The organism is Planococcus daihaiensis (genome assembly GCF_049262615.1).
GTDB lineage: Bacteria > Bacillota > Bacilli > Bacillales_A > Planococcaceae > Planococcus.
Genome location: NZ_CP175504.1, coordinates 2,809,480 through 2,825,030, shown reverse-complemented (window position 1 = coordinate 2,825,030; position 15,551 = coordinate 2,809,480). Strand labels below are relative to the sequence as shown.

Sequence of the window (15,551 nt, the reverse complement as noted above, 5' to 3'; positions counted from 1 at the left end):
AAGTTCCAATTTTATCTTATCATAAACAGTTTAGCGAACGACATAAAAAAATAAAGCCTGACTTTTAAAGTCAGGCCTTATCAAGATGAACATCATATCCAATACCAACTTTATCGTGTAAGACGATCTTGCCATCCACCACTTCTATCTCCGGTGACACGATATCTTCCTCCCAAAAATGCCGGGAATCCGAAAAGTCCCCTGGCAGCACAATATCCGGAAGCGACGCCAATGCAAGATTATGTGCCTTGGACACGCCGAACTCAATCATGCCGCCGACCCACATGCCAATACCATGGCGACGGCATAGGTCGACGACTTTCAATGTTTCAGTCCAGCCGCCGAGCCTTCCCATTTTCAACACGATAATTTCGCCGGCTTTCATTTCAACCATACGCTCCACATCGTGCAGGCTTTTGATGCTTTCATCCAGGCAAATCGGTGTTTTCAACTCGCTGTTCGCCTTTGCATGCAGCTGCCATTCCTGTTCACCGAACGGCTGTTCAATCAGCGTGAAACCGACCCCCTCGAAATCTTTCAATCGGGCAAGTGTCTCTCCACTAAAGCTTCCATTAGCATCAGCAAAAAATAATATATCCGGAAACCGCTTTACCGCTTCACTTAAAACCTCAACGTCCGTTTTCGGAGATATCTTAATTTTGATGCGGCTGTAACCTTTTGCAGCTGCCTGCTCGATTTCATTCAACAGATCTTCAGAACCTGCAGCAACCACGACACCAGCAGAGATCTCCTTTTGCGTGCCGCCAATATACTCTGATAAAGAAACCCCTTCGAACTTTGCAAAAAGGTCCCATACCGCCATTTCAATCGCTGCCTTCGCCATGTGATTGCCTTTAACACTAGAGAATATTACAGCCACTTCTTCCGGACCTGCCAACTCTTTCTTCAGCAATAACGGCTGCAAAACCTGCTCCATAACAAACTCGCAGCTTTCCACCGTCTCTTCTGTATACCAGGGAGTCGAAAAGGCCACACATTCTCCGTAGCCCGCCAATTCGCCATCCGACTTCACGGTCACAATGATCGATTCACGGTCAGTTACCGTCTGCAATGAAGTCACGAAAGGTTTTTTCAACTTTTTTTGAATTCGGTGAAACTGGATTCCTTCTATTATCAAACCCATGATTTCAACTCTCTTCTCAGCACTTTATTGGAAGCGTTGCGCGGCAAAGCCTCAACTTCCCTAATCACTTTCGGAATTTTATAGCCGGCAATATGCAACTTCAGATAATCTTTCAATTCTTCCATAGCCACATTTTCATTTAACACAATAAAGGCTGCCGGCACTTCGCCCCATTTCTCGTCGAGCATGCCGCACACTCCCGCCTCTCTGACAGCCGGATGGCCAAGCAATACTTTCTCGATTTCCGCCGGATAAATATTTTCCCCACCGGAAACAATCAGATCCGATCGCCGGTCCACAACAAACAGGAATCCTTCTTCATCCAAATAACCGATGTCCCCTGAAGAGAACCAGCCATTTTCCTGTACTTGCTGCTCCGCATATTTCCCAATATACCCCGGCGTCACTTGAGGCCCCCGGATCTGGATTTCCGCTTTTTCTCCAGCCGGCGCATCATTCCCGATTTTGATCTGATACAAAAATAAAGGTTTGCCGGACGAGCCAATTTTCCGTTTAGCATCAGCAGGCTGCAATGTGGTCGTCTGCGAAGAAGTTTCCGTCATACCATAAGTCTGCAACACACGAATGCCGAATTTCTCCGCCCGTTCGATATACGAAACCGGAACCGGCCCACCGCCAGCCAGCATCGATTTGAAGTTCGGAGAAACCTCCAGATTTTCTGTTTCCAGCTGATTCAATACCCGCTCCAGCGTCACGGCAACAACGGACATATGGGTCACCGTTCCTGCACCCAATTCCCTGGCACACGATTCGGCATCAAATTTCGGGTGGAGCTGCACGCCCATGCCGTAGATGAGCGACCGCATCAAAATCGAAAAGCCGCTGATGTGGAATAATGGCATCACACAAAGCCACACATCCCCGGGCGAGATGCCGATATTCAATGCCGACGACACCGCACTTGAAAAATGGTTCTGCGCTGTTTGGCGGACGCCTTTCGGATAGCCGGTCGTACCGGACGTATACATGATCGAAATTGTCCGGTCTTCCCGCCATTCAGCCGCTGGAATAAATTCAGCCCGCTCAGCCCTTTTGATTTCGCCGAATAGGATTTTATTGTCGAACTCAATTTTGTCCTGCAAATCTGCGGCCACCAATAAATAATCGGCCTCGGAATCAGCCAGCTGATATTTCAGCTCTACTGCCGAAAGCCGCTCATTCAACATGACCATTTCGCAGCCCAGATGAAGACAGGCATACATCACAAATACGGATTCCGGATGTGATTTCGCCAGCATGGCAACTCTCGACTCAGCTGTGATGCCTAATGTTGATAGTCGCCCTGCATAATCGACTGCAATTCGGTCCATTTCCGCGAACGTCCATTGTTCGCCATCAAACGATAACGCCATGCGGCTGCCGCTCAAATGGGCACGCTGGCTAAGCCAGTTCGGATAACTCATTTCACAAAATTCCTTTCCACAAAGCCAGCATTAAAACTTCAGCTGCTCTTCTCAAATGATTTTCAGATTTAATTGCTAAAAAAAGCTGCCCCCGAAAGGACAGCTTTCAATTATGAAGGATCAAGGGAAACGCGGGAATTGACCGAAATCGGGCTTGCGCTTTTCTTTGAAAGCGTCGCGTCCTTCTTTCGCTTCATCCGTTGTATAGTAAAGCAATGTCGCGTCGCCAGCCATTTGCTGCAATCCAGCAAGGCCGTCGGTATCCGCATTCATCGCCGCTTTAACGAAACGCAATGCCGTCGGGCTCATTTCAAGCATTTCTTCGCACCATTTCACGGTTTCGTCTTCCAGTTGGTCCAAAGGCACAACTGTGTTGACTAAGCCCATATCAAGCGCTTCCTGTGCGTCATATTGACGGCAAAGGTACCAGATTTCACGTGCTTTCTTATGGCCGATGATACGCGCCAAATAACCTGAGCCGTATCCGGCATCAAACGAACCGACACGCGGTCCTGTTTGGCCGAAACGCGCGTTGTCTGCAGCAATCGTCAAATCACAAACGACGTGCAGCACATGCCCGCCGCCAATTGCGAAACCTGCTACCATCGCAACAACCGGTTTCGGAATTACACGGATCAAACGCTGAAGATCAAGCACGTTCAAACGTGGAATTTCATCTTCCCCTACATAGCCTCCGTGGCCGCGGACACTTTGGTCGCCGCCTGAACAGAACGCTTTTTCACCTTCGCCTGTCAAAACAATTACGCCGACATCCGAATTATCGCGTGCGCGTGAAAATGCATCGATTAATTCATGTACCGTTTTTGGACGGAAAGCATTGCGCACTTCCGGACGGTTGATCGTAATCTTCGCGATCCCGCTATAAATTTCATATTTAATATCTTCATATGTACGTTCACTTACCCATTCACGTGTCATGATTTTCCTCCTAAATAATTCATATTCAAATACTCCCCTACTATTGTAGCAAATTCAGCAGGTTTTTCCACATGTAACGCATGTCCCGCCAAAATCTCCCTATGCACCGCATTTGGCATTATAGCCGCTATCTCTTCCGCAATCGCCGTGAATTTATTATCCAAACTTCCCGTAAGCAATAAAACCGGCATTTCCAGTTGCCGAATGGCTTGCCAATAAGAATCCTGTGCGCCGGTTCCTATGCCTCTCAGGCTGTTCGCCAGACCTAGGGGATTCTGTGCCAGCCGTTCTTCTCTGATAGCTGTTTTCACCGTTTGCGGCAAGGTTTCCTGCGTTTTAAAAAGTGGCACCTCTTCCCAGCTCTTCACAAAAGAAACGATTCCTTCAGAAACAATGCGTTCAGCAAGATTCTCATCACTCTTTTGCCGGTCACTCTGCTGCGGTCCGGTCTTCAATCCTGGCGAGGCACTTTCCAACACCAATGCGGCAATCTGTTCTGGATATGTGCAGGCATAAGCAAGTGCCACGCGTCCGCCCATCGAATAACCGGCAAGAGCAAAATTTTGCAGACCCATACGATCAAACAGCTTCGCCAGATCTCTTAACTGCAAGTCCATTGCAAACCGTTCCTGATCCTTTGGACTGTCAGTTAGTCCATGTCCCAGCAAATCGATCAGAACGATTTTATATTCCGCAAAATGCGGAACTAAGCTGTGCCAGGTGGTTGTACTGCCGGTGAAGCCATGGAGAAAAACCAGCGCCTGTTCTCTATCTTCATTTAATATTTCAATGTGATAATCGACGCCTTCGACTTCCAGCTTCATTGTCCATCCAGCTCCTCAACCAGCCGAATCCACAATTCTCTGTGAACCCGCACATTTGTTTCCCGGTCCGTAAACACTTCGATAATTTTCACAGCCTTTTGTTTTTCCCTGCGCAGCGCCTCAAGAAATTGCTCTTTCGTTTCTGCCGCTGCATAATCGGCATCATACATTCTGGCAGCGTCCTCAAACTTCAGACCCGTCGGTGTGCCAAATAAATCCTCAAAATAACGTTCTTCCTTCGACTGCGGCAAATACGAGAAGATGCCACCGCCATCATTATTCATCACAACAATCGTTAAATCCGTTTCCTGCATTTTCGAAGCGATCAACCCGTTCATATCATGCAGAAATGACAGATCTCCGATAAACAGGAACGCCGGCCGCTTTTTCACAGCCTGGACACCGAATGCCGTCGAGACAACGCCATCTATGCCATTGGCTCCGCGATTGGCATAAATCATGATGTCACGCGCTGTCGACTTGAAATAGGTGTCCGTATCACGGATCGGCATGCTGCTGCTGACAATCAAATCACATTGGTCGAGTTCATCAAATAGAATCTTCGCCAATACACCTTCATCCAATTTTTCATTACAATGAATTTCTGCAAGCTCCCAAAATAACTCAGAAGCAGCTGACCATTTCTCGGTATACGGATTGGCTGTTTTTGGTTGGATCGGCAATTGCCACAATCCATCGGTTGCAGCCTGAATATGATGGGTTACCACTGACTGTGCATCGCGCATCATCGGTGATTCATCAAAAACAGCATAGGTTTTCGGTTTAACCGAAGCCAGAAAAAGAGTCAGCGGCTTGGAAACTGGTTGCGGGCCAATACGGATTACAGCATCAGGTACCATTATTTCTTTAAAGCCATCACTTTTCAAGATGGCGTCGTAGCTGTCGATAATAAGATCTTTGCAGCTTCCATCTATATTCGATCGAACATTTGACAACGGATCTGCAAGCACGGGCCAATTCAACCTTCGAATAAATGACCAGAATTCTGAAGGCATCTTTTCGGTCATCTCTCCGATTATCAAAAGCCCTTTTTCTGTCTGTAGGGTTTCCTCCAAAAAGTCCTTCACTGAGGAAGAAAGTTGAGATTCACCTTTCAAATGCTTAATTTCTGCAGTGCTATTATACTGCTGTTCAAAATCCAGCAGCAATGGTTCACGGAAAGGAACATTTAAATGCACTGGACCACGTGGCTCCGACATCGAATTTTTTACTGAACGATGAAGATGGCGCACCAAAAAATCCAGCCGGTTTTCTTCTTCAGGCATCGGCAGATCCACCGACCATTTCACATGCGATCCAAATAGGTCGATTTGATTGATTGCCTGTGGTGCACCGACTTCACGAAGCTCATGCGGACGGTCCGCAGTAACGACTATCAGTGGGATTCTTGCATAAAAAGCCTCAACAATCGCCGGAAAATAATTCGCTGCCGCAGTTCCAGACGTGCAAAGCAACATCACCGGTTCGCCGGAAGCCTTTGCCATACCCAGCGCAAAATAAGCCGCAGACCGTTCATCGATTTGCCGGTAAACCGTAAGTCCTTCTTCATTCATACAAGCGTAAGCCAATGGTGTTGATCTGGAACCTGGACTGATCACCACATTTTTAACACCCTGGTTCACGAGGCTATGCGTGAACGCAGAAACGTATTCAGTTAAATATTTACGATTCGTCACTCAATTGACCTCCCAACACACGAAGCATCGGCCGGAACTTCACCCAAGTTTCTGCGTACTCTGACTCTGGCGTGGAATCTTCAACAATCCCGCCTCCTGCATATAAATAAGCTTCTTTTCTATCCATTAAAGCCGAACGGATGGCGACCGCAAACTCACCATCACCCTTTGCATCTATCCACCCTATTGGAGCAGCGTAAAAGCCCCTGTTCATCGGCTCGTACTGTCTGATCAGGCTGAGTGCCGATTGCTTCGGCTCGCCTCCCAAGGCTGGTGTCGGGTGAAGATCACGAACAAGATCGATAAGGCTCGATTCCTGCTTTAATTCTCCTGCCACCGGCGTATAAAGATGCTGAATATCTCTAATCTTCATCAGTTTAGGCATTTTTGGAACGAATTGTCCGCTGCAATGAACAGAAAATACCTTACTGATCATATCCACTACATATTGGTGTTCTGAACGGTTTTTGGAATCACTCAAAAGTTCATTGCCTAATTCGGTGTCTTTCTCCACAGTCTTGCCGCGTGGAATGGACCCTGCCAAGCATGTGGATAGAGCTTGGCGATTTTCCACCTTTACAAGGCGCTCTGGCGTCGCACCGAAAAAGAATTGCTCTTCAGCTTCAAGGCCGAATAAAAAGCTCTCGGGCTGTTCTTTTGATACTTGATATAGTGCAGATGAATGGGATAGTGGTTTATCAAAATCCAGTCTCAATACACGGGCTATCACTACCTTATCAGCCTGCTTCGCTTTAATCACACCGGTCACTTTTTCTATAGAAGAGAGATAAGAAGCTTTCTTTAACTCTTCTTTCCCAATAACTTCAGGTTTCTTATAAGCTATAGGTTCTGATACTTGTGCAGCATGGATCAACTTGTCTCTTTCTTTACGCAGGGCTTCGAATGCCTGGAAAGTTTCATCTTTTTTTGTAATCAGGTGAATGCTGACATAAGCACGGTCATTTTTAATTACCAACTGGAATGTAGGAACTGCAAAATATGTTTCAGGAAAATTATTCCATATACTTTTAGTTTTATTCAATGGGTCAAATGAAAATCCACCGAAAAGAATCGGTTCAACAAATGATTCTTCATTCACTATCTGCTTGCATAAATTTTTCCAGTTCTTTTTAACCTCTTCAAAACGTCCCTGGTGATTGGCGATCGTTAAAACATGAGCATGTCCGAGTCCGACGAGTGTGAAAGTTTTCTCCGGATTCTGCCAGAAAAATCGCTTACCCTGATAATCCTTTTCTCCGGCCTCAAAAAATGCCAATGCTGACATTCTTGAAACTACAATGGTTTCTGTATAAAAACGGTATGCGATATACCTTGAGTTGTCTTTTTTTTCGGCCGATGAATACTGTGATTCATTCATCAAATTACCTCCGTTTACATTGTTGCTCCCTAAAGTTCGGAACAAGTTATCAATCTTTTTAGCATCTACTCTCTATCATACTCTTTTCTGCTAAAATCAGCACAACATTTGCTGTAATCTAGGCAATTTTGAAGTACAATGTAATATGGAATATATAGAGGAGAGATAATATATGGCTACAACTTTACAAGCGGACAGTGGCTGGCGAGTCTGGTGGCAATTAACACGCCCCCATACTTTAACAGCATCTTTTGCTCCAGTTTTTTTAGGAACGATGATTGCGATTAGAGACACTCAGATTGATTGGATTTTATTTTCCGCAATGCTTATTGCCAGTCTTCTAATACAGGCTGCAACGAATATGTTCAACGAATATTATGACTTTGCAAGGGGCCTTGATAACGAAAAGTCTGTAGGAATTGGCGGCGCTATTGTCCGTAATGGAGTAAAACCCAAAACAGTTCTTGGACTTGCTTTTCTTCTTTATGGAATCTCAGGAATTATAGGGATTTACATCTGTATGCAAACCAGTTGGTGGCTTCTGGTAGTCGGAGGAGTAGCGATGATTATTGGCTATTTATACACAGGAGGACCTTATCCAATTGCCTATACACCTTTTGGTGAGGTATTCTCTGGATTGTTCATGGGCTTCCTAATAGTAATAATAGCCTTCTATATTCAAACAACATCAATTACAGTAGACGCTATATTATTTGCAATTCCTAGTACTCTTTTGGTCGCAGCAATCATGATGGCCAATAATATCAGAGATATTGTTGGTGATGCTGCAAGCGGAAGAAAAACTTTGGCCATCCTTGCCGGTAGACCGGCAGCAGTCAATATTCTTCTCGGCTTTTTCATTCTATCCTATGCTTGGATATTGATTCTTGTGGTATCTGGAATAATTACACCTTGGGCACTACTGGTTTTCATCAGCGTCATCAAACCAGTAAAAATTATTAGGATCTTCAAGATTCATACCGAACCATTAAAAGTTATGCCCGCTATGAAAGATACCGGGATAACCAATACACTCTTTGCATTTCTATTGGCTATTGGTTTATTGTTAGGCCATATCATTTAAAATTATTAGCATCTCTTTTCAGAGGTGCTTTTCTCATGTCTATACATATGAAACAATTTGAGCTTTTCACTTCTCACAACTATAATCTTAAGTTTAAACCTTTGTGTAAATTGGTTAATTCAGGATGAAGAATATCACGACTAAAATTTTCAAACAAAAAAACGCCATGCACTTTCATGCATGACGTTTTTTAATTTCTGATGACCCCTACGGGATTCGAACCCGTGTTACCGCCGTGAAAGGGCGGTGTCTTAACCGCTTGACCAAGGGGCCATTTACTGGCGGAGAAGGAGGGATTTGAACCCTCGCGCCGGTTGCCCGACCTACACCCTTAGCAGGGGCGCCTCTTCAGCCACTTGAGTACTTCCCCAGTATGGCTCCGAAGGTAGGACTCGAACCTACGACCATCGCATTAACAGTGCGGTGCTCTACCACTGAGCTACTTCGGAATGGTGGGCCTAAATGGACTCGAACCATCGACCTCACGCTTATCAGGCGTGCGCTCTAACCAGCTGAGCTATAGGCCCACTATTTTATAAAAATAATGGAGCGGGTGGGGGGAATCGAACCCCCATCATCAGCTTGGAAGGCTGAGGTTTTACCACTAAACTACACCCGCAAAAAATGGTGGGTCAGGACGGAATCGAACCGCCGACACTTAGAGCTTCAATCTAATGCTCTACCGACTGAGCTACTGACCCATATTTTTTTGATAAAAATGGCGGTCCCGACCGGGATCGAACCGGCGATCTCCTGCGTGACAGGCAGGCATGTTAACCGCTACACCACGGGACCATTTGGTTGCGGGGGCAGGATTTGAACCTGCGACCTCCGGGTTATGAGCCCGACGAGCTACCGAACTGCTCTACCCCGCGATAATAGTATTAAATAATTGTCCACATACATTTTTAAAAATATGGAGGAGGAAGAGGGATTCGAACCCCCGCGGGATTTGACTCCCCTGTCGGTTTTCAAGACCGATCCCTTCAGCCAAACTTGGGTATTCCTCCGAGATAATATATAGTGGTGGACCTTGCAGGACTCGAACCTGCGACCGGACGGTTATGAGCCGTCTGCTCTAACCAACTGAGCTAAAGGTCCTTAAAAAGTGGCGGCAGAGGGGATCGAACCCCCGACCTCACGGGTATGAACCGTACGCTCTAGCCAGCTGAGCTACGCCGCCTGGATCTTTAAATATAAATTGGTGGAGCCTAGCGGGATCGAACCGCTGACCTCCTGCGTGCAAGGCAGGCGCTCTCCCAGCTGAGCTAAGGCCCCGTGAAAATGGTCGGGAAGACAGGATTCGAACCTGCGACCCCTTGGTCCCAAACCAAGTGCTCTACCAAGCTGAGCTACTTCCCGGACTATCATTGCTGGATGTGAAAATATGGCGCGCCCGAGAGGACTCGAACCTCTAACCGCTTGATTCGTAGTCAAGTACTCTATCCAATTGAGCTACGGGCGCATTGTTATGATGAAGTTTCGGTTTTGTCAAACAAATGGTGCCGAGGACCGGAATCGAACCGGTACGGTAGTCACCTACCGCAGGATTTTAAGTCCTGTGCGTCTGCCAGTTCCGCCACCCCGGCTTAGGGTCGGCTTGTCTGCAAAAAAATTGGAGCGGAAGACGGGGGTCGAACCCGCGACCTCCACCTTGGCAAGGTGGCGTTCTACCACTGAACTACTTCCGCAAAAAAATGGTGCGGGTGAAGGGAGTCGAACCCCCACGCCCGAAGGCGCTAGATCCTAAGTCTAGTGCGTCTGCCAGTTCCGCCACACCCGCGTGGCAATTATGAAATTAAAATGGTGAGCCATGAAGGATTCGAACCTTCGACCCTCTGATTAAAAGTCAGATGCTCTACCAACTGAGCTAATGGCTCATGCAATGAGTGGTGCCGGAGAAAGGACTTGAACCCTCAACCTACTGATTACAAGTCAGTTGCTCTACCAGTTGAGCTACTCCGGCGAAAGAGAAAAAATGGTGGAGGATGACGGGATCGAACCGCCGACCCTCTGCTTGTAAGGCAGATGCTCTCCCAGCTGAGCTAATCCTCCAATATGTATGCCCAGCGACGTCCTACTCTCACAGGGGGAAACCCCCAACTACCATCGGCGCAAAAGAGCTTAACTGCCGTGTTCGGGATGGGAACGGGTGTGGCCTCTTTGCCATCGTCACTGGACTTTTTTCTTTCTGAAAGACAAGTTTTATTATAGCAACTCTGGCGAGTTTTACAAGCCCTTTTTTTGCAGCCTGCCGCCTTTTTATTCTTTCAAAACTGGATAAACGACATTGATCCGGATCGAACTTCGCGCTTCATGAAATGAATTTGGTTAAGTCCTCGATCGATTAGTATTCGTCAGCTGCACGTGTCGCCACGCTTCCACCTCGAACCTATCTACCTCATCGTCTTTGAGGGATCTTACTTGCTTGCGCAATGGGAAATCTCATCTTGAGGGGGGCTTCGTGCTTAGATGCTTTCAGCACTTATCCCGGCCACACATAGCTACCCAGCGATGCCCCTGGCGGAACAACTGGTACACCAGCGGTGTGTCCATCCCGGTCCTCTCGTACTAAGGACAGCTCCTCTCAAATTTCCTGCGCCCGCGACGGATAGGGACCGAACTGTCTCACGACGTTCTGAACCCAGCTCGCGTACCGCTTTAATGGGCGAACAGCCCAACCCTTGGACCGACTACAGCCCCAGGATGCGATGAGCCGACATCGAGGTGCCAAACCTCCCCGTCGATGTGGACTCTTGGGGGAGATAAGCCTGTTATCCCCGGGGTAGCTTTTATCCGTTGAGCGATGGCCCTTCCATGCGGAACCACCGGATCACTAAGCCCGTCTTTCGACCCTGCTCGACCTGTACGTCTCGCAGTCAAGCTCCCTTCTGCCTTTACACTCTGCGAATGATTTCCAACCATTCTGAGGGAACCTTTGGGCGCCTCCGTTACTCTTTAGGAGGCGACCGCCCCAGTCAAACTGCCCGCCTGACACTGTCTCCCACCCCGATCAGGGGTGCGGGTTAAAGTTCAATACAACCAGGGTAGTATCCCACCGACGCCTCCACCGAAGCTGGCGCTCCGGGTTCATTGGCTCCTACCTATCCTGTACAAGTTGCACCAAAATTCAATATCAGGCTACAGTAAAGCTCCACGGGGTCTTTCCGTCCTGTCGCGGGGTAACCTGCATCTTCACAGGTACTATAATTTCACCGAGTCTCTCGTTGAGACAGTGCCCAGATCGTTACGCCTTTCGTGCGGGTCGGAACTTACCCGACAAGGAATTTCGCTACCTTAGGACCGTTATAGTTACGGCCGCCGTTTACTGGGGCTTCGGTTCGCACCTTCGCTTGCGCTAAGCACTCCCTTAACCTTCCAGCACCGGGCAGGCGTCAGCCCCTATACGTCACCTTACGGTTTTGCAGAGACCTGTGTTTTTGCTAAACAGTCGCCTGGGCCTATTCACTGCGGCTCTCTCGGGCTGTAACACCCTACCAGAGCACCCCTTCTCCCGAAGTTACGGGGTCATTTTGCCGAGTTCCTTAACGAGAGTTCACTCGCTCACCTTAGAATTCTCTTCTCGCCTACCTGTGTCGGTTTGCGGTACGGGCACCTCCCGCCTCGCTAGAGGCTTTTCTTGGCAGTGTGAAATCAGGGACTCCAGGGCACAATGCCCCTTGCCATCACAGCTCAACGTATCAGGAATGGGATTTGCCTCATTCCACGCCTCACTGCTTGGACGCGCACAACCAACGGCGCGCTCACCTTATCCTTCTGCGTCCCCCCATTGCTCAAACGGCGGGGAGGTGGTACAGGAATATCAACCTGTTGTCCATCGTCTACGCCTATCGGCCTCGACTTAGGTCCCGACTGACCCTGAGCGGACGAGCCTTCCTCAGGAAACCTTGGGCATTCGGTGGACGGGATTCTCACCCGTCTTTCGTTACTCATACCGGCATTCTCACTTCTAAGCGCTCCACGAATCCTTCCGGTTCCGCTTCGACGCCCTTAGAACGCTCTCCTACCACGGATCTCTTGCGAGATCCATCCACAGCTTCGGTAATCCGTTTAGCCCCGGTACATTTTCGGCGCAGTGTCACTCGACCAGTGAGCTATTACGCACTCTTTAAATGATGGCTGCTTCTAAGCCAACATCCTGGTTGTCTAAGCAACGCCACATCCTTTTTCCACTTAACGGATATTTGGGGACCTTAGCTGGTGGTCTGGGCTGTTTCCCTCTTGACTACGGATCTTATCACTCGCAGTCTGACTCCCAATCATAAATCACTGGCATTCGGAGTTTGTCTGAATTCGGTAACCCGGGATGGGCCCCTAGTCCAAACAGTGCTCTACCTCCAGGATTCTAAAAGATTGAGGCTAGCCCTAAAGCTATTTCGGAGAGAACCAGCTATCTCCAGGTTCGATTGGAATTTCTCCGCTACCCACACCTCATCCCCGCACTTTTCAACGTGCGTGGGTTCGGGCCTCCAGTAAGTGTTACCTTACCTTCACCCTGGACATGGGTAGATCACCTGGTTTCGGGTCTACAACTGCATACTCTGTCGCCCTGTTCAGACTCGCTTTCGCTGCGGCTCCGGCTTCTCACCTTAACCTTGCATGCAATCGTAACTCGCCGGTTCATTCTACAAAGGCACGCCATCACCCATTAACGGGCTCTGACTACTTTAGGCACACGGTTTCAGGATCTATTTCACTCCCCTTCCGGGGTGCTTTTCACCTTTCCCTCACGGTACTGGTTCACTATCGGTCACTAGGGAGTATTTAGCCTTGGGAGATGGTCCTCCCGGATTCCGACGGAATTTCACGTGTTCCGCCGTACTCAGGATCCACTCTGGAGGGAACACACTTTCGGCTACGGGGCTGTTACCCGGTATCGCGGACCGTTCCAGGTCGCTTCGCCTAACGCGTTCTTTTGTAACTCCGTATAGAGTGTCCTACAAACCCCAAGAGGCAAGCCTCTTGGTTTGGGCTGTTCCCGTTTCGCTCGCCGCTACTCAGGGAATCGCATTTGCTTTCTCTTCCTCCAGGTACTTAGATGTTTCAGTTCCCTGGGTGTGCCTTCGCATGTGTTATGAATTCACACATGGATACTGCCCCATTACAGGCAGCGGGTTTCCCCATTCGGAAATCTCCGGATCAATGCTCACTTACAGCTCCCCGGAGCATATCGGTGTTAGTGCCGTCCTTCTTCGGCTCCTAGTGCCAAGGCATCCACCGTGCGCCCTTCCTAACTTAACCAAGTTGGTTCTGTTAAAAAGTTGATCACCGATTGGTGATCGTGTCACTTCATGAATCGCTTGTTTCGTTTTGTTTCAATGTCGTTTTATCCAGTTTTCAAAGAACAAGTGTTGAAAGTCACGCCACCAGGCATCGCCTGCAGGTGAACCTTCAAAACTGAACGCAAAACGTCAACGCCAAACCCGCAGGTCTGGCTTCCGATAATATCCTTAGAAAGGAGGTGATCCAGCCGCACCTTCCGATACGGCTACCTTGTTACGACTTCACCCCAATCATCCGTCCCACCTTCGGCGGCTGGCTCCACGAATGGTTACCTCACCGACTTCGGGTGTTACAAACTCTCGTGGTGTGACGGGCGGTGTGTACAAGGCCCGGGAACGTATTCACCGTGGCATGCTGATCCACGATTACTAGCGATTCCGGCTTCATGCAGGCGAGTTGCAGCCTGCAATCCGAACTGAGAACGGTTTTCTGGGATTGGCTCCCCCTCGCGGGTTGGCTACCCTTTGTACCGTCCATTGTAGCACGTGTGTAGCCCAGGTCATAAGGGGCATGATGATTTGACGTCATCCCCACCTTCCTCCGGTTTGTCACCGGCAGTCACCTTAGAGTGCCCAACTGAATGCTGGCAACTAAGATCAAGGGTTGCGCTCGTTGCGGGACTTAACCCAACATCTCACGACACGAGCTGACGACAACCATGCACCACCTGTCACCGCTGTCCCCGAAGGGAAAGCCCTGTCTCCAGGGCGGTCAGCGGGATGTCAAGACCTGGTAAGGTTCTTCGCGTTGCTTCGAATTAAACCACATGCTCCACCGCTTGTGCGGGCCCCCGTCAATTCCTTTGAGTTTCAGCCTTGCGGCCGTACTCCCCAGGCGGAGTGCTTAATGCGTTAGCTGCAGCACTAAGGGGCGGAAACCCCCTAACACTTAGCACTCATCGTTTACGGCGTGGACTACCAGGGTATCTAATCCTGTTTGCTCCCCACGCTTTCGCGCCTCAGCGTCAGTTACAGACCAGAAAGTCGCCTTCGCCACTGGTGTTCCTCCACATCTCTACGCATTTCACCGCTACACATGGAATTCCACTTTCCTCTTCTGCACTCAAGTCCCCCAGTTTCCAATGACCCTCCACGGTTGAGCCGTGGGCTTTCACATCAGACTTAAGGGACCGCCTGCGCGCGCTTTACGCCCAATAATTCCGGACAACGCTTGCCACCTACGTATTACCGCGGCTGCTGGCACGTAGTTAGCCGTGGCTTTCTGGTGAGGTACCGTCAAGGTACCAGTAGTTAGTTGGTACTTGTTCTTCCCTCACAACAGAGTTTTACGATCCGAAAACCTTCGTCACTCACGCGGCATTGCTCCGTCAGACTTGCGTCCATTGCGGAAGATTCCCTACTGCTGCCTCCCGTAGGAGTCTGGGCCGTGTCTCAGTCCCAGTGTGGCCGATCACCCTCTCAGGTCGGCTACGCATCGTCGCCTTGGTGGGCCATTACCCCACCAACTAGCTAATGCGCCGCGGGCCCATCCTGCAGTGACAGCCGAAACCGTCTTTCCGTGCAGCCTCAGGAGAGGCCGCAAACTATTCGGTATTAGCACCGGTTTCCCGGAGTTATCCCGATCTGCAGGGCAGGTTGCCCACGTGTTACTCACCCGTCCGCCGCTGAACCAAGGGAGCAAGCTCCCAAGGTTCCGCTCGACTTGCATGTATTAGGCATGCCGCCAGCGTTCGTCCTGAGCCAGGATCAAACTCTCCATTATAGAGTAGTTGATTGCTCAAATACTTGCTGGCGCAT

7 protein-coding genes, 20 tRNA genes and 3 rRNA genes are annotated in these 15,551 nt (G+C 49.0%); 1 reads left to right on the top strand and 29 read right to left on the bottom strand.

Annotated features, from left to right (window positions below; translation table 11 throughout):
• Positions 1–70: 70 nt before the first annotated feature.
• The 6 genes from menC to DHX103_RS13995 form a co-directional block, all read right to left on the bottom strand.
• Positions 71–1,144: an o-succinylbenzoate synthase gene (menC, locus tag DHX103_RS14020; RefSeq protein ID WP_422122843.1), complete on the bottom strand. Its 1,074-nt coding sequence runs from the start codon at positions 1,142–1,144 to the stop codon at positions 71–73.
• Positions 1,135–2,568 (bottom strand): o-succinylbenzoate--CoA ligase, encoded by a 1,434-nt coding sequence (locus DHX103_RS14015; protein ID WP_422122842.1) that lies wholly within the window; start codon positions 2,566–2,568, stop codon positions 1,135–1,137. Before DHX103_RS14015 ends, menC begins: the two co-directional genes overlap by 10 nt.
• A gap of 120 nt (positions 2,569–2,688) precedes the next feature.
• Positions 2,689–3,507, bottom strand: coding sequence for a 1,4-dihydroxy-2-naphthoyl-CoA synthase (menB, locus tag DHX103_RS14010; protein WP_422122841.1), 819 nt, complete (start codon positions 3,505–3,507; stop codon positions 2,689–2,691).
• Complete coding sequence (gene menH, locus DHX103_RS14005) at positions 3,504–4,331, bottom strand: 2-succinyl-6-hydroxy-2,4-cyclohexadiene-1-carboxylate synthase (RefSeq protein WP_422122840.1); 828 nt, start codon at positions 4,329–4,331, stop codon at positions 3,504–3,506. Before menH ends, menB begins: the two co-directional genes overlap by 4 nt.
• A complete protein-coding gene (gene menD, locus DHX103_RS14000) occupies positions 4,328–6,028 on the bottom strand; it encodes a 2-succinyl-5-enolpyruvyl-6-hydroxy-3-cyclohexene-1-carboxylic-acid synthase (RefSeq protein WP_422122839.1) in 1,701 nt (566 codons plus the stop codon). Before menD ends, menH begins: the two co-directional genes overlap by 4 nt.
• Positions 6,015–7,406: an isochorismate synthase gene (locus tag DHX103_RS13995; RefSeq protein WP_422124785.1), complete on the bottom strand. Its 1,392-nt coding sequence runs from the start codon at positions 7,404–7,406 to the stop codon at positions 6,015–6,017. Before DHX103_RS13995 ends, menD begins: the two co-directional genes overlap by 14 nt.
• A gap of 172 nt (positions 7,407–7,578) precedes the next feature.
• Between DHX103_RS13995 and DHX103_RS13990 the strand changes: the two genes are divergently transcribed.
• Entirely contained in the window at positions 7,579–8,490 is a 912-nt protein-coding gene (locus tag DHX103_RS13990) for a 1,4-dihydroxy-2-naphthoate polyprenyltransferase (RefSeq protein ID WP_422122838.1), read from the top strand.
• Between the two features lie 201 nt (positions 8,491–8,691).
• On the opposite strand, the gene DHX103_RS13985 is transcribed toward DHX103_RS13990, so the two are convergent.
• The 23 genes from DHX103_RS13985 to DHX103_RS13875 all read right to left on the bottom strand — a co-directional run bounded on the left by DHX103_RS13985 (position 8,692) and on the right by DHX103_RS13875 (position 15,516).
• Positions 8,692–8,763, bottom strand: a tRNA-Glu gene (locus DHX103_RS13985).
• 6 nt (positions 8,764–8,769) lie between these two features.
• Positions 8,770–8,860, bottom strand: a tRNA-Ser gene (locus tag DHX103_RS13980).
• 4 nt (positions 8,861–8,864) lie between these two features.
• Positions 8,865–8,939 (bottom strand) — tRNA-Asn (locus tag DHX103_RS13975).
• 1 nt (position 8,940) lies between these two features.
• A tRNA-Ile gene (locus DHX103_RS13970) sits at positions 8,941–9,017 on the bottom strand.
• A gap of 18 nt (positions 9,018–9,035) precedes the next feature.
• A tRNA-Gly gene (locus DHX103_RS13965) sits at positions 9,036–9,109 on the bottom strand.
• 6 nt (positions 9,110–9,115) lie between these two features.
• Positions 9,116–9,191, bottom strand: a tRNA-Phe gene (locus tag DHX103_RS13960).
• Positions 9,192–9,209: 18 nt separating this feature from the next.
• Positions 9,210–9,285: transfer RNA gene (locus tag DHX103_RS13955), tRNA-Asp, on the bottom strand.
• A gap of 3 nt (positions 9,286–9,288) precedes the next feature.
• Positions 9,289–9,365, bottom strand: a tRNA-Met gene (locus DHX103_RS13950).
• Positions 9,366–9,407: 42 nt separating this feature from the next.
• Positions 9,408–9,500, bottom strand: a tRNA-Ser gene (locus tag DHX103_RS13945).
• Between the two features lie 14 nt (positions 9,501–9,514).
• Positions 9,515–9,591: transfer RNA gene (locus DHX103_RS13940), tRNA-Ile, on the bottom strand.
• An 8-nt stretch (positions 9,592–9,599) separates the two neighbouring features.
• A tRNA-Met gene (locus DHX103_RS13935) sits at positions 9,600–9,673 on the bottom strand.
• Positions 9,674–9,692: 19 nt separating this feature from the next.
• Positions 9,693–9,768, bottom strand: a tRNA-Ala gene (locus DHX103_RS13930).
• A gap of 7 nt (positions 9,769–9,775) precedes the next feature.
• Positions 9,776–9,852, bottom strand: a tRNA-Pro gene (locus DHX103_RS13925).
• Between the two features lie 26 nt (positions 9,853–9,878).
• Positions 9,879–9,955 (bottom strand) — tRNA-Arg (locus tag DHX103_RS13920).
• 35 nt (positions 9,956–9,990) lie between these two features.
• Positions 9,991–10,079, bottom strand: a tRNA-Leu gene (locus DHX103_RS13915).
• 27 nt (positions 10,080–10,106) lie between these two features.
• A tRNA-Gly gene (locus DHX103_RS13910) sits at positions 10,107–10,181 on the bottom strand.
• A 7-nt stretch (positions 10,182–10,188) separates the two neighbouring features.
• Positions 10,189–10,273: transfer RNA gene (locus tag DHX103_RS13905), tRNA-Leu, on the bottom strand.
• Positions 10,274–10,294: 21 nt separating this feature from the next.
• Positions 10,295–10,370: transfer RNA gene (locus tag DHX103_RS13900), tRNA-Lys, on the bottom strand.
• Between the two features lie 10 nt (positions 10,371–10,380).
• A tRNA-Thr gene (locus DHX103_RS13895) sits at positions 10,381–10,456 on the bottom strand.
• A 13-nt stretch (positions 10,457–10,469) separates the two neighbouring features.
• Positions 10,470–10,545, bottom strand: a tRNA-Val gene (locus DHX103_RS13890).
• Between the two features lie 9 nt (positions 10,546–10,554).
• Positions 10,555–10,670 (bottom strand): 5S ribosomal RNA (gene rrf, locus DHX103_RS13885).
• Positions 10,671–10,817: 147 nt separating this feature from the next.
• A 23S ribosomal RNA gene (locus tag DHX103_RS13880) occupies positions 10,818–13,752 on the bottom strand.
• A gap of 213 nt (positions 13,753–13,965) precedes the next feature.
• A 16S ribosomal RNA gene (locus DHX103_RS13875) occupies positions 13,966–15,516 on the bottom strand.
• The 16S, 23S and 5S rRNA genes sit together here with 20 tRNA genes alongside, the layout of an rRNA operon.
• Between the last annotated feature and the right edge of the window lie 35 nt (positions 15,517–15,551).

Excerpts from the sequence above, each read along its gene's own strand:
- menH (WP_422122840.1), bottom strand. The coding sequence starts at position 4,331 with ATGAAGCTGGAAGTCGAAGGCGTCGATTATCACATTGAAATATTAAAT.
- DHX103_RS13990 (WP_422122838.1), top strand. The coding sequence starts at position 7,579 with ATGGCTACAACTTTACAAGCGGACAGTGGCTGGCGAGTCTGGTGGCAA.
- menB (WP_422122841.1), bottom strand. The coding sequence starts at position 3,507 with ATGACACGTGAATGGGTAAGTGAACGTACATATGAAGATATTAAATAT.
- menC (WP_422122843.1), bottom strand. The coding sequence starts at position 1,144 with ATGGGTTTGATAATAGAAGGAATCCAGTTTCACCGAATTCAAAAAAAG.
- DHX103_RS14015 (WP_422122842.1), bottom strand. The coding sequence starts at position 2,568 with ATGAGTTATCCGAACTGGCTTAGCCAGCGTGCCCATTTGAGCGGCAGC.
- DHX103_RS13995 (WP_422124785.1), bottom strand. The coding sequence starts at position 7,406 with ATGAATGAATCACAGTATTCATCGGCCGAAAAAAAAGACAACTCAAGG.